14 protein-coding genes are annotated in these 12,058 nt (G+C 58.5%); 7 read left to right on the plus strand and 7 right to left on the minus strand.

The window, feature by feature from the left end:
* Nucleotides 1-5: 5 nt before the first annotated feature.
* On the minus strand, nucleotides 6-803 hold the full coding sequence (locus tag SMD27_RS16555; RefSeq protein ID WP_320509520.1) for a BtpA/SgcQ family protein: 798 nt from the start codon (nucleotides 801-803) through the stop codon (nucleotides 6-8).
* Nucleotides 804-881: 78 nt separating this feature from the next.
* Entirely contained in the window at nucleotides 882-1,997 is a 1,116-nt protein-coding gene (locus SMD27_RS16560) for an ABC transporter ATP-binding protein (protein WP_320509521.1), read from the minus strand.
* A 200-nt stretch (nucleotides 1,998-2,197) separates the two neighbouring features.
* Here SMD27_RS16560 and SMD27_RS16565 point away from each other — a divergent pair, with 200 nt between their 5' ends.
* From SMD27_RS16565 to SMD27_RS16585, 6 genes are all read left to right on the plus strand, one after another.
* A complete protein-coding gene (locus SMD27_RS16565) occupies nucleotides 2,198-3,019 on the plus strand; it encodes a DeoR/GlpR family DNA-binding transcription regulator (RefSeq protein ID WP_320509522.1) in 822 nt (273 codons plus the stop codon).
* Between the two features lie 187 nt (nucleotides 3,020-3,206).
* Entirely contained in the window at nucleotides 3,207-3,599 is a 393-nt protein-coding gene (locus SMD27_RS16570) for a YceK/YidQ family lipoprotein (protein ID WP_320509523.1), read from the plus strand.
* A 146-nt stretch (nucleotides 3,600-3,745) separates the two neighbouring features.
* Nucleotides 3,746-4,096, plus strand: a complete 351-nt coding sequence (locus SMD27_RS16575; RefSeq protein ID WP_320509524.1) for a response regulator — start codon at nucleotides 3,746-3,748, stop codon at nucleotides 4,094-4,096.
* A gap of 698 nt (nucleotides 4,097-4,794) precedes the next feature.
* A complete protein-coding gene (locus SMD27_RS16580; protein WP_320509525.1) occupies nucleotides 4,795-4,944 on the plus strand; it encodes a hypothetical protein in 150 nt (49 codons plus the stop codon).
* Between the two features lie 461 nt (nucleotides 4,945-5,405).
* Entirely contained in the window at nucleotides 5,406-5,756 is a 351-nt protein-coding gene (locus tag SMD27_RS24215) for a helix-turn-helix domain-containing protein (RefSeq protein WP_407651931.1), read from the plus strand.
* 261 nt (nucleotides 5,757-6,017) lie between these two features.
* On the plus strand, nucleotides 6,018-6,371 hold the full coding sequence (locus SMD27_RS16585) for a CHRD domain-containing protein (protein ID WP_320509562.1): 354 nt from the start codon (nucleotides 6,018-6,020) through the stop codon (nucleotides 6,369-6,371).
* Nucleotides 6,372-6,431: 60 nt separating this feature from the next.
* On the opposite strand, the gene SMD27_RS16590 is transcribed toward SMD27_RS16585, so the two are convergent.
* The 3 genes from SMD27_RS16590 to SMD27_RS16595 all read right to left on the minus strand — a co-directional run bounded on the left by SMD27_RS16590 (nucleotide 6,432) and on the right by SMD27_RS16595 (nucleotide 9,288).
* The gene (locus SMD27_RS16590) at nucleotides 6,432-7,787 is read right to left on the minus strand and encodes an ABC transporter substrate-binding protein (protein ID WP_320509526.1); all 1,356 of its coding nucleotides are present in this window, start codon (nucleotides 7,785-7,787) and stop codon (nucleotides 6,432-6,434) included.
* A gap of 31 nt (nucleotides 7,788-7,818) precedes the next feature.
* A complete protein-coding gene (locus tag SMD27_RS24220; RefSeq protein ID WP_379989890.1) occupies nucleotides 7,819-8,016 on the minus strand; it encodes a twin-arginine translocation signal domain-containing protein in 198 nt (65 codons plus the stop codon).
* An 81-nt stretch (nucleotides 8,017-8,097) separates the two neighbouring features.
* Nucleotides 8,098-9,288, minus strand: coding sequence for a M24 family metallopeptidase (locus SMD27_RS16595; RefSeq protein WP_320509527.1), 1,191 nt, complete (start codon nucleotides 9,286-9,288; stop codon nucleotides 8,098-8,100).
* A 228-nt stretch (nucleotides 9,289-9,516) separates the two neighbouring features.
* On the opposite strand from SMD27_RS16595, the gene SMD27_RS16600 reads away from it, so the two are divergent.
* On the plus strand, nucleotides 9,517-10,446 hold the full coding sequence (locus tag SMD27_RS16600; protein ID WP_320509528.1) for a LysR substrate-binding domain-containing protein: 930 nt from the start codon (nucleotides 9,517-9,519) through the stop codon (nucleotides 10,444-10,446).
* Between the two features lie 39 nt (nucleotides 10,447-10,485).
* Here the strand turns inward: SMD27_RS16600 and SMD27_RS16605 are convergent, their stop codons facing one another.
* Entirely contained in the window at nucleotides 10,486-11,445 is a 960-nt protein-coding gene (locus tag SMD27_RS16605) for a DMT family transporter (RefSeq protein ID WP_320509529.1), read from the minus strand.
* A gap of 164 nt (nucleotides 11,446-11,609) precedes the next feature.
* Nucleotides 11,610-11,969 (minus strand): CHRD domain-containing protein, encoded by a 360-nt coding sequence (locus tag SMD27_RS16610; protein WP_320509530.1) that lies wholly within the window; start codon nucleotides 11,967-11,969, stop codon nucleotides 11,610-11,612.
* Between the last annotated feature and the right edge of the window lie 89 nt (nucleotides 11,970-12,058).

Here is a 12,058-nt window from a genome sequence, read left to right on the forward strand (position 1 = left end):
ATGTCTTAGCGGATCTTGTTCACGACATCCATGAAACGCTTGACGCGGTCGCCGTCGACCGCATTCCAGGTATTGCCGTCCACCTTGAAATGGGTGCCGATGACGCAGCCATCGCCGACCGACAGGATGCTTTTGACATTGTCGATATTGACGCCGGTATTGGCAAAGACCGGCGTGTCTTTCAACACTTCCTTGACCGACTTGATATCGCTGGTATCGACCGCCTGACCTGTCATGATGCCGGACACCAGGACCACATCTGCAAGCGCCGAGAAGACCGCGCTCTTCGCGCGCTGGGCGATTGTGCGGGTGCCGATGGGCGAAGCGAATTCTGCGTTGACGTTATACATCATTTTGAAATCGTCCCGCGCCAAATTGTGGCGCAGACGGATCGCGCTCGCGGCATCCGGCTGCCACAGGCCCATGTCGGAATCATAGACACCGGTCATGACTTCGCGGCCGAAGCGGGCGCCGGTCGCATTGCCTAAAGCCACCGTGGCCACGGGATCCCACAGATAGTCCACGCCAAAGGGAATTTTGATGATCGGCTTCAGGGCTGCAATGGCCGACGCCATGGCGGCAAGGCTTTCCGGCGTCGATTTGATCAGATAAGGACGGTCGCCTTCGTTGCCGAACATGATGCAGTCAACGCCACCATCCTGCAGCTTTTCGATATCCTTGGCTGCTGAATCAATAATGGCATTCACACCGCCCTTCGCGTCGTAAAGCGGCGAGCCGGGCAGCGGCAACAGATGGACCATGGAAATGATGGGCTTCGTGCTGCCAAACGTTTCCTTCAGCATACCGATAATCTCCTTCTAGAGTGATCTCATATCCGCCGGGTGATGCCCGCGGTTCATCATTGGAAGTCAGTCGGCCCGCTATGCCTGCGGCCGGGGAACAGCATTCGTCGTCTGCGGATCGAAAAGCTGCATTTCGGCAAGGTCGACATAAAGCTGCTGCCGGCTGCCGATCTGGGCGCGATAATCGCGGCCCAGGCGCGCGGCGATGTCGGCGCGTGCGATGCCGGAAATGCCCATCACCAAAACGACCTCAGCGCCCAACGTCTCCAGCGCCACCACATTGGCATCCAGCACTTGCCAGTCCGGTTGCGCCTGATGGGCGTGGATATCCTCCGCCCGGATGCCGAAAATCACCGGCTTGTCGACATAGACGCGATAGGCTTCGCGATAAGCGGCGGGCACTCTCAGGCGCAAGGCGCCGGCCTCGACCCACAGCGTGTCGCCCTCGCCGACCAGCCGGGCCTCGATCAAATTCATCGGCGGGCTCGCCAGGAATCCGGCGACAAAGGTATTCGCCGGATTGCGATAGACATCGAGCGGCGCACCCACCTGGACGACGCGCCCGTCCTTCATGATGCAAATCCGCTCGCCCATGGTCATGGCTTCGACCTGATCATGGGTGACGTGGATGATGGTGCTGCCGAGCTGGCGATGCAATTTCACCAGCTCCAGCCGCATATCGGCGCGCAACTGCGCATCGAGATTGGATAAAGGCTCGTCCAGCAAGAAGGCTGCCGGATCACGAACCAAGGCACGTCCCAAAGCGACGCGTTGCCGCTGTCCGCCGGATAGAGCTGCAGGCTTGCGTTCCAGGAACTGGCCAATGCCCAGCATGGCCGAAACCCGCTTCACGCGTTCTTCGATTTCGTTCTGCGGCCGCTTATGCATCTTCAGACCGAAGGCGAGATTTTCCGCCACGGTCATATGGGGATAAAGCGCGTAGCTCTGAAACACGACGGCGATATTGCGGTCGCGCGGCGCCACATCGTTCATGCGCTTGCCGCCGATAAAAAGTTCGCCGCCGGAAATGTTCTCCAGCCCCGCGATCATGCGCAATGTCGTTGATTTGCCGCAGCCCGAGGGACCGAGGAAGATCATGAACTCGCCGTCGCGGATGTGAAGGTTCACATCCTCAACCGCCGCAACGCGATTTGTGTACCGCTTTGAAACATTGCGCAACTCAATATCAGCCATTGGCCTCAACGATCCCCGCTTGCCGATTCCACATCATGATTCCATGCCCGACATAAATGTGCAATAACAAACAAAAACGAACATTATCTACCAGCGAACTTGTTCGTTTTTTGTTATCATCCGCTCAGGAACCCGGCCCGCGACTCACTTCAACCTGTCGCGAAGCCGACTAAGTCAGGGATAACAAAGGTTTCAAGACGATGCGCGAGGCGCCCCCAAAGGAAGACATCCCCACCAGCCGCTTGCCCGCCGGCGCCCGTCAGGCCCGCTTGGCGGAGACCGTCAATCGTCACGGCTTCATCACAGTGGCGGATATCGCCCAGGCGCTCGGCGTGTCGGCCATGACCATCCGCCGAGATCTCGAAATCCTGGAAGAGCGCGGTATCCTGAAGCGCACCCATGGCGGCGCCGTGGCGACCGAAAACGATAAGCACGAAGTCTTCGATGCTGAAGAACCGATGTTCAAGCAACGGCAACGGCGCAATGCCACGGCGAAAGCAAGGATCGCCGCGGCCGCCGCACAGCTGATCGGTCCCAGCGAAACCGTGGCCCTCGATGTCGGTACATCCGTCCTCGCTTTGTCGAAAGAGCTAGTTAAGCGCTCGGACCTGCGGATCTTCACCAACAGCCTGCCCGCAGCGATCACCCTCACCTCGGGACGCAGTCCGATCTATCTCCTGGGCGGGCAATTGCGTGGCCCGGAACTCGCGGTTATCGGCCCGGTCGCAACATCGCAGGTGACCGACTATTACTTCGACCGCGTCTTCATCGGCGTTTCCGGTATCATCGAATCTGGCCTTTACGACTACACCCTGGAAGACACCGAGGTGAAACGTGCTTTCATCGATCGGGCGCGGCAAGTCGTGGTCCTCTGCGATTCCACGAAATTCGACCGCCGTTCCCTGGCGCAGATTTGCGGTCTCGACCGCTGCCATGTCATCATCACGGAAACGCCGCCGCCCAATCATCTGGTTCGCGCTTTCAAGGCAAATAAGATCGATCTGATCGTCACCGGCATCTGACCGAGCAACTTAGTTGTCAATGTCACATTGCCAGGGCTTTATTCTCGCCCGGGAATGGCGGCGGCGCTCAATCGATAGCAGGCGAACGGCCTGAACATATTCCGCGGCGGCACGCTGCAGGCGACTTGCATCTGCCGCTCCAGCCGGCAAGAGGCACTTACGTACCGTCGCCACAGCCAGCTTGCCAATGAGCCGGTTAGGCCGCAATTCTCGGCGGCTGTCGCCACCTCGCCGTTTGCAACCACAAGTTCTTGCCAGAGAAAGCGCCCGTAACCTATCATTGAGAGTGATTTGCGGACTGTTTCTTGAACGCTGGCTGACCTTCATATGGGGGAAAGAAATGCGCAAAACATTGGCAATCATCATGACATTGGGTGCGACGGCTCTCCTCGGCGGTTGTGCTTCTGATATGAGCGGCCCCGGCAATCTTCTTCTGGACAACAATTGCAGCGGCAACGGATTTAGTATCAAGGACTATTGCACCGACACATTTCATCCGGTCGCCGGCCCTTATGGCACTTCCTATCGCGATAGCCGATGGCATCAATTCGATGACCAAGCCTGGCTAAATCTCGAATAAAAAATCAGGTCATTTGTGTGACGTAACGAAATAAGTATATCGAATCTCGCTTCCGTGTTCCGGAATCACGGAATTAGTGGAAAAGATTCACTTCGAGGTGAGAATGCCTCAGCGGCGAACGCGCAGAATTCACCAAAAGAGTTTTGATGCGGGCGTTGCTGGGGCATTATTGCGAGAGCGTCGAGAGACGCTCTGTCGCGGTGTTTCCGTCTGCAGCGCAATTTCTTGCGTCTGCGCAACTTACGGCCACCGCCTGCTTGGTCGCCGATATTCACATGCCAGAAATGACTGGTGTCGAGCTTTATAAGCATCTGGTCGAAACTGGGCACTCAATCCCGACGATTTTGGTCACCGCCTATCTGGATGTGCGCTCGAAGGAGTGCATGCTCAGCCGGGGGGTGCAATGCAACCTTCATAAGCCGCTGGTGGAAGCTGCGGTGATCGACTGCCTTCGCACCGCGGTGGCGCAGGCGCAGGCGTGTCGGAGCAGTCGATGAGTCTACACTCACCTTCTCATCGTCGACTCAACAGGGTCTTTGTGTTCGTCGCATAGATCGCGGATGCCTTGGCCCACCATGCCCTTGATGTGCCTTCACCCATGTGTGGAGTGCGCGCGTTGCTCCATGAGACGTCCTTGGAACCGGCGTGCACATCACGGCGCCGGTGCCCAACTGGCCGCCCAACTATAACGTGACCCCCACGCATGTCATGCCGGTGACGGGGCTCACCCTTGAACGATATACCTCGGTATAGTCAAGTTGTCCCTTCTGCCAATGCGGCCCTTCCTAGAGTGGCGGCCTGAAGTGCTGACGCACGATATCATCCAGTGCGACGCGGGCCCACTATAGAGCTCAAGAAGAAGCAACCCATTCTGCTTACGAGGCCTGAAGCGTTACGATGATCTACGCTCGCCTATCGAACGGAGGATGCACTCGCATTTTTGGAGGCGTTCATGGTGACAATCCGATCCACTTCCTCACTCGCGCAGGCAGGCGTCTCGCGCCGAATAGCACCGAAGTCAGCAGGTTCTGCGAAGAACCTCAATCAGGAATGCTTAATCGAACGGACGCGGATTTCCCGTCGATAGATGCCCGCCGCTGGCCAAGAACCGAAGATGCTCAAGAAACTGGAAGGCGTGATTGCCGCGGAGAAGAAGGCAGCAGAGTAGGCCGCGCTATAGCGGCAAGGAGGAGCTATGTTCCCGGAGATGGACGACCAGAACGATTTCTGGATCTTCGACCCCAAGTCCGACCACGACGACCGCTTCGCGTACTTCCGGGGCGCCGCGTTCGCGGCCGTGCTGAGCCTGCCTATCTGGTGTCTCGTTGCGTGGCTGGTGCTGTGAGGGCGCGATGATCCGCTACGTCCCTATAACTGTCCGCCGCCGGAAATACATGGTGCCGGAATGGACGGTCACCCGGCTCGATCGCGCCTGTGGCTGTAGGCCGGTGGCGGTGGACGGGCGGCGTCTCGGCATCGCGAGGGCTGTGGCCGCGATGAATGACGGTGGACTGATGAACAGCTACAGGCGCGGGGACGGGTGGACGTTCCGCGTGGGGCAGAAGGTCCCAATGATCGCCCCTCCTCCAGGACAGGACCAAGCCGACGCAAGCCCTAGAAAGACCTGACAATTGCGCTTTCGTCGTTGACCTTTCTAACGGTCGAGTTGGACGCCTGCGCTCGTAACGCCGCCTGACAGTACTTTTAGCGCCCAACGAAATGCGACGAGAGTCGCGCTACTTGAGAGGCCTCGTCTTGATATACATTCAAAGTGTCACAGAATCAGCGCCCATGCCATCAGTGCCCATGCCAGCGCCACAAGCTCGGGGCGGTCTCCCGCCCGGCGCTACGCGCCGTGTTTTGGAATATGTGGAGACGCACCTAAGCGAGAAAATCGATCTCGCGGTGCTGGCTGGAGTGGCAGGTTTCTCGGTTTTTCATTTCGCGCGAGAATTCAAGCAAACGGCGGGTGTCACACCGCACTTTTATCTCTTACAGAAGCGTGTCCAACGAGCCAAAGAAATGTTGACCCGCACCGATCTTTCACTGTCCGAGATCGCACTCGCCGCAGGTTTCGCTGACCAAAGCCATTTGGCACGTCATTTTCGTCGAATAGTCGGATCGACTCCCAGAGAATTTCGATGGTCACGTCGGTAGCGGCAATGCCGTACAGCGTCTACTGATGGCAGTTAGTCCTCTTTGTTCTACGGAATTTCTGCAATTTCCATCGGGCACCTTTTGGATGACCATCACCCTTGAGAGCGTTCTTACTAGGCTCTGAATCGCTTTTGATGCAACTTATGGTTCACGCAGCACTGAGAAGGCGGGCTCGCAGCGGATCGAGTTTGGCGCGGCCGCACATCTGCCCTTGGCCTTCCGCCACGGTCACGATTGACACCGATCTCAAGATGCTGAGTTATAAGGTGGAGTACACGGGTCTGTCGTCCGGCAACGGCAGGACATTTCCATGGCCCCGCTGCTGTGGGCAAGAACGCAGCGGTGCTCATCCCGATAATGGCGCCGCTTGGCAGTCCGATCAACTGTATGGCCAAGCTTACCGATGCTGAGATCGCCGATTTTGCGGCCGGGAGCGTCTACGTCAATATCCATACCGAGAAAACCCGGACGGGGAAATCCGCGGCCAGAAGCCTGACCGACCGGCGGCGGTGTTCGCGCGCCTGCGCCTCCGGGCGGCGTCTCCTGCGCTGCTTTACCGGTCAGAATATTCGTGTCGATGGCGATATCACGCGCGCCTCTGAATTATGGAAGTGAAAAACCTGCCGGTCGAATTCTCGACCGGCAGGTGCTGCGCTTGGAGAGCAGCAGTGCGACTCAGCTATCCAGCCAGACCAGTTCTGGAATGTGGCCGTTAAACAAATCGTTGATGCCGCCTATCTGGTAGCCTTTGACTTTGCCGCTATGCGCTTCGAGGACATGCGCAAATACCGGTATCACGGCGCCGCCATTCTCATGCAGCAGTCTCTGCGCCTCCCATAGATAATGTTTGCGCTTGGCATCATCGAGTTCGGCGGAGGCATCGGTTAGCAACTTGTCGAATGCCTGGTCCTTCCACGCGGTTTCGTTCCAGGTCGCGTCGGATTTGTAGGCGATTGAAAGCATCTGGAGCGCACTCGATCGGCCGGCCCAATATGACTCGCAAAATGGCCGCTTCAGCCAGGCATTCGACCAGAATCCATCGATCGGCTCCCGCTTCAAAGCCATGTCCAAGCCGGCTTTCGCAGCGGAAGCCTGGTAGATCTCCGCGGCACTGACCGCACCTTCATAAGCGGCATCGGAGGCTGTCAATTCGATTGGGGAAGAGCCTAGATTCGCCTTTTTGAGATGGAATTTCGCTCGGTCGAGATCATAGGCGATCTGCGGCAGCTCGCTGTTGTAATTCGGGTCATTCTCCGGAACCGGATGATCGTTGCCTACGGTCCCATAATTGTTGAACAGGGTCTTGAGCAGGGCCTTCCGATCGATCGCATATTTCAAGGCCAAGCGGAAATCGGGGTTGTCGAACGGCGCCGCATCCATCCTCGCCGCCATGATGGCATGCCAGCCGGTCGGCGCCTTTTCCACTTTCAATCCGCTTCCGCTGTTCAGCAGCTCGACGCTGGTTTTGCCGACGCGATTAATGATATCGACCTGGCCCGCAACGAGCGCATTCATTCGAACGGCCGTGTCGTTGATCACCGTCGTCTCGACCACGTCGACAAAGCCGCCGTCGGTGCGCCAGTAATCGGCATTGCGCACCGTGCGCGCCCGGATGCCGGGGGTAAAGCTGTCATATTTGAAAGCACCGGTTCCAATAGGCTTCGACCAGTCCTTGAAGCCATCCGCCACCACTCGCATATGGAAGTCGCCCAGGACATAAATGAATTCCGCATCCGGCCGCGACAGCTTTACGGATATTTGATGGTCGCTGAGTTTCGTGATGTCCTGCACATGCTTCATTTGCCCGACCATCGCCGAGGTGGATTTGCCGCGGTGGAGATTGAGCGAATAGATGATATCATCGGGGGTCAGGGACCTGCCGTCATGGAAGGTGATGCCGCTTCGAATGTTCATAATCCATTCGCTGGCGCCGGGTTTCACTTCCCAGCTTTCGATGAGATCGGGCTGCGGCCGCCGCTCACGGTCGAAGCGGACGAAGCCATTGAAGACTTGGGCGCCCAGGGTAATCATGACGAGCTCGTTATAGGTTCTGGGATCCCAGCTATCGGTCGTGCTGCCGCCCGCGAGCCCCAGACGCAGCGTGCCGCCCTTCTTCGGCGTCTCCCCCCCGTGCCGGGCTTACGTCTAGGAAAGACGATGCCGCTGACAACGCGCCGATGGCGGCGGCAGCGCTGAGGAAATCCCGCCGCGATAACTGTCCCAGGCGAAAGGCTTCGCTCAGCTTCGGCCAAGTATTCATGATGATCCCTCCCGGATGCTTGGGTACGACTGGCTGTTTGATGTCTTTATTCTTGCCGGTCGGATGGCTTGTGTTAGTTCTCTATAATTCCCGGCCCATAAGAGTCTCGTCGTAGGGGAAAGTGGAGAGAAGCTGGAAGCCCGTTTCCGTTACCAAGACCTGCTGTTCCAGTTTCACGCCTTCCAGCCCATTCTCTTCGGCCACATAGCTTTCGCAGCAGATCGTCATGCCGGGGGCCAGCACGCCATCTGTGCCTTTCGTTTCGAAATGGCCTCGTCCGACGATGGTCGGCCATTGGCCATAGAGGCCAACGCCATGCCATGTCATGGGAATGGCCAAAGCGCGGTATTTCTCCGGCAGGAGAAAAGCCTTCTCCGACATCTCGCGGAAGGTCGCGCCGGGCCGAATGAGATCCAGATTGTGTTCCAACTGCTCCCAGGCATAGCGGTAAAGCTGCCGCTGCGTACCTGAGGGGTGGCCGGGCGGACACAGGAAGGTTCGGCTAATATCGGCGTCATATCCGAAGACGCCGATCATATCCGTATCGAGCGCAACGAGATCGCCCGGCCGCACCAGCCGGTCTGTGGCCTCCTGATACCAGGGATTCGTGCGGCCGCCCGATGACAGCAGGCGGGTATCCATGTATTCGCCACCCATCTCGACATTGGTCCGCTCGAGGATCGACCAAAGCTCGATCTCGCTTTTGCCCGGCTCCAGCGCCGTCTGAAGCCTGTAGATGGCTGCTTCGGCAACCGAGACGGAGGCCGACATGCAGGCAACTTCCTCTGCCGACTTGATCGACTGCGCGCGCGCCATAATGCGCTGCGCCGGGACAAGGGTAATGCCAAGGTCTTCCAGCATCTTGGCGGAAAAGTGGTCGACATGACGATCGATCGCCAGCCGCATCACATCGCCGGTCGCGCGCAGCAGCTCGGCGATTTCATTGGCCCACAGCCGGACCTTCCGCTCGTCATGCAAATCGGCGCTTTCGGCGATGCCGGCCCAAAAGCGGGACGTCGCCGACCGGACCTCACGAACCGTCTCCAGTCCGGTTGCCAGATGTTCCGATCCCGCATATTCGAACAGCGTCACCTTGCCATGGGCGGGAATGAAGGCTGTCCGGAAGCTGCTATGCAAGGACCAGGGCTGCATGTTGCGGACACCGGAGGCATAACGTGCATTCACGGGATCGGACAGCAAAGCGGCGGCAATGTCCGCGCGCTGCAACTCGGCTTGAAGCCTGCCAAGACGGTAGGCGCGTAATGCAATCATATCGATTTGTCCGGCGCCGTGATCCGAAACAGTGCGGCCAAGTGAGCTGCGCGCAAGATCGGTCTGACAGTAGCGGTCTGAGCCGCGCGAAGGGTCGGGTGATGAGTGTGATTCCGAATGTGATTCCAGGGCGGCCATCATTTTCTCCGCATATCGACGAATCGACCCTAGGCAAACACCGTCTTCCGAGCTAGGAGTTCAAGGTAATCCGACCGATAAGCCAGGCTTATGAGAGATCTACGCAGCACGACCTCCTATTTTGCCGAGCTGATAGCCTTCGAAACGGCGGCGCGCCTCGGCAGCTTTACAAGGGCTGCCGACGAGTTAGATGTCAGCCAGCCGGCGATCAGCCTTCGTATCCGTGCCCTTGAGAAGCGATTGGCGACCAGCCTCTTCGCCCGCGAAGGGCGTGGCGTGACGCTGACCTCGGATGGGCTGCGCTTATGGCAGGAGGTCAAATGCGGCTTCGATCGCATTGAGGAGGGCGTTGCCGCGGTGGAGCGTCGGCAGGGACTGCGCAATACGGTGACGATCGTCGTCTCCAGTGCGTTTGCCAGCTACTGGCTGCTGCCACGTATCCGCCGTTTCCAGGAAGCCCATCCGACGATCGAACTACGCGTCCTGACATCGGATCGACCGCTGGACCTTGTCGCCGAGCAGATACCGCTTGCCATCCGGCATGGCGATGGTACCTGGCCGGAATACAATTCCTGGCTCTTGGCGCGGGAGGCGGTGTTTCCCGTCTGCGCGCCGCGCTATTTGAAGGCCCACGGGTCCATCGTTGCGGCAAGCGAGCTCACAAAGCACCGTCTCATCGATTTTCACGAACGCCATCGGCGTCACGTCACCTGGGATGACTGGTTTCGTGAAGTACATATTCGTATCGGCCGCGGCGTAAACCGCCTGGACTTCAGCGACTACGCACTTGTGCTCAAGGCGGCGCTGGCGGGCGAAGGTGTGGCTTTAGGCTGGGAACATCTGGTGACCGATTTGTTGGCGGAAGGGCATCTGGTAGCGCCACGGGTGCAGGTCATGACGACCGGGCGTTCATACTGGCTGGTCGCCCCCAAGGTTATGCCGGAAACCAAGGGCGTCTTGCGGCTGCGCGACTGGTTGCTCGCGGAGGTCAAGCGATCGGTGAAAAACATCTCCCGGTAACTCGCCTCCATCTCGTTGGACGGAGGCGAACAACCGGCATCAAACCTGCTTTTTGGGTTTCATGAAAACGACGATCAGGGCAAGCATCGTGGCGGAGAGCGAGATGAAGACATCTCCGGTGACCGATTCGCCCAGGAGAAGCGCACCGCTAATGACGCCGACAGCCGGAATGGCGACAATGCCTAGACCGGCGATGGCGGTGGGAAACATGGTGACCACCCGAAGCCATGCCCACTGGCAGAAGATCATCGCCGCTGTGCTGGTATAAGCGGTGGCCAACCAGGCCTCACTGCTCACGGCGCGTAAATCGAGTGACCGGTCCGAGATCAAGGCACCGATCAGGACCGGCAGGCCGCCCAGGACCAATTGCCAGCCTGTCAGCAGGGCGGTCGAGGAGGTCCATCGGTAGTACTTGAACAGCACCGTGCCGAGGGCCCAGGAGATGGCCGCCGCCAACATCAAGACGATGCCGATCGGGTGCGCCATGATCTCGGAAAATTGCGGTCCCACCATCGCGCCAAGGGCGATCAACCCCAGCAGAAGGCTGATCGTTGTCGCTACGGTCAGTTTCTCGCCGAGAACCGGGATCGAGAGCAAAGCCGCCCATAGCGGCATAGTCAATGCAAGGATTGAGGCCCGCCCCGAAGGCAAGAAAAAGAGGCCGAAAGCCGAACAGAGCTGCCAGGCAATGACGTTGAAGAGCGTCACGAGGAGGATTGGCCAGATCTCCCGTCTCGCGATCCGCAGGGACGCCCCCCTCAATACGCAAAGAAGCAACAGTCCAAATCCGCCGACTAGCAGGGAGATCGCTCGGAAGGTCCAGACGGGAATCTCCGTAACGGCAATCTTCGTGATCGGCCAATTGATGCCCCAGAGCAAGGTGACGAGGCAAAGCACGACGATCCCACTGGTGTGCGACAGAGACCGTTGCTTTTTTTGACGCTTCGGGGCGGCGGCAGCTGGCGCGGAAAGTCCAGGCTCTGCATCGAAGGCACTCATGATGTCTTGTCCCGGACTATTGAAATTCAGCCTAGCCGAATTGGCCTGCAGCCGGACCAAGTTAATCGCAACGTGTTGGGCAAGGTAGCGAGCCAGCTTAACGGGTCCTATAACCTGATCTTATGACTCGGGACGCTCGCGTTTTATCTCAACCAAAGGCGTGGTTAAATCCAATACAAAGCCAGCGTCAGGGAAAGCGAGACGCGCGGCCCTGGTGACTGTAAGAGGCGGATTTCCCCGTCCGGGTTTTTCTCGGTATGGATATTGACGTAGACGCTCCCGGCCGCAAAGTCGGCGATCTCAGCATCGGTAAGCTTGGCCATACCCTTGATCGGGCTGCCAAGCGGCCCCATTATCGGGATGAGCACCCGTGGCCGTGGCGGTTCCGGTGCCTGCGGTCTTGTTTGGCGGCACTTGGACACACCGCTGAGAGCCGCATGGTAGGTAATGGTTTCAGCCCCCGCCGCAGCAGGCATCAACAAGGTGGCAAATGCGGTTAGGCCGAGAGCGGAGCGAAACATCATCACATCTCCCAGAAGACGATCTACGGCGGCGTCCTTGACGCCGCCGGGTCAAAGGACGTCCATTGGAGCGAGCCAACCGAATGCAGAAG

The sequence above is a fragment of the Dongia soli genome, assembly GCF_034044715.1.
GTDB classification, from domain to species: Bacteria; Pseudomonadota; Alphaproteobacteria; order Dongiales; family Dongiaceae; genus Dongia_B; species Dongia_B soli.

Excerpts from the sequence above, each read along its gene's own strand:
- SMD27_RS16565 (WP_320509522.1), top strand. The coding sequence starts at position 2,198 with ATGCGCGAGGCGCCCCCAAAGGAAGACATCCCCACCAGCCGCTTGCCC.
- SMD27_RS16555 (WP_320509520.1), bottom strand. The coding sequence starts at position 803 with ATGCTGAAGGAAACGTTTGGCAGCACGAAGCCCATCATTTCCATGGTC.
- SMD27_RS16590 (WP_320509526.1), bottom strand. The coding sequence starts at position 7,787 with ATGATTACCCTGGGCGCCCAAGTCTTCAATGGCTTCGTCCGCTTCGAC.
- SMD27_RS16570 (WP_320509523.1), top strand. The coding sequence starts at position 3,207 with ATGAGCCGGTTAGGCCGCAATTCTCGGCGGCTGTCGCCACCTCGCCGT.
- SMD27_RS16575 (WP_320509524.1), top strand. The coding sequence starts at position 3,746 with ATGCGGGCGTTGCTGGGGCATTATTGCGAGAGCGTCGAGAGACGCTCT.
- SMD27_RS16600 (WP_320509528.1), top strand. The coding sequence starts at position 9,517 with ATGAGAGATCTACGCAGCACGACCTCCTATTTTGCCGAGCTGATAGCC.
- SMD27_RS16560 (WP_320509521.1), bottom strand. The coding sequence starts at position 1,997 with ATGGCTGATATTGAGTTGCGCAATGTTTCAAAGCGGTACACAAATCGC.
- SMD27_RS16605 (WP_320509529.1), bottom strand. The coding sequence starts at position 11,445 with ATGAGTGCCTTCGATGCAGAGCCTGGACTTTCCGCGCCAGCTGCCGCC.
- SMD27_RS24215 (WP_407651931.1), top strand. The coding sequence starts at position 5,406 with ATGCCAGCGCCACAAGCTCGGGGCGGTCTCCCGCCCGGCGCTACGCGC.
- SMD27_RS16595 (WP_320509527.1), bottom strand. The coding sequence starts at position 9,288 with ATGATTGCATTACGCGCCTACCGTCTTGGCAGGCTTCAAGCCGAGTTG.
- SMD27_RS16610 (WP_320509530.1), bottom strand. The coding sequence starts at position 11,969 with ATGATGTTTCGCTCCGCTCTCGGCCTAACCGCATTTGCCACCTTGTTG.
- SMD27_RS24220 (WP_379989890.1), bottom strand. The coding sequence starts at position 8,016 with ATGAATACTTGGCCGAAGCTGAGCGAAGCCTTTCGCCTGGGACAGTTA.
- SMD27_RS16580 (WP_320509525.1), top strand. The coding sequence starts at position 4,795 with ATGTTCCCGGAGATGGACGACCAGAACGATTTCTGGATCTTCGACCCC.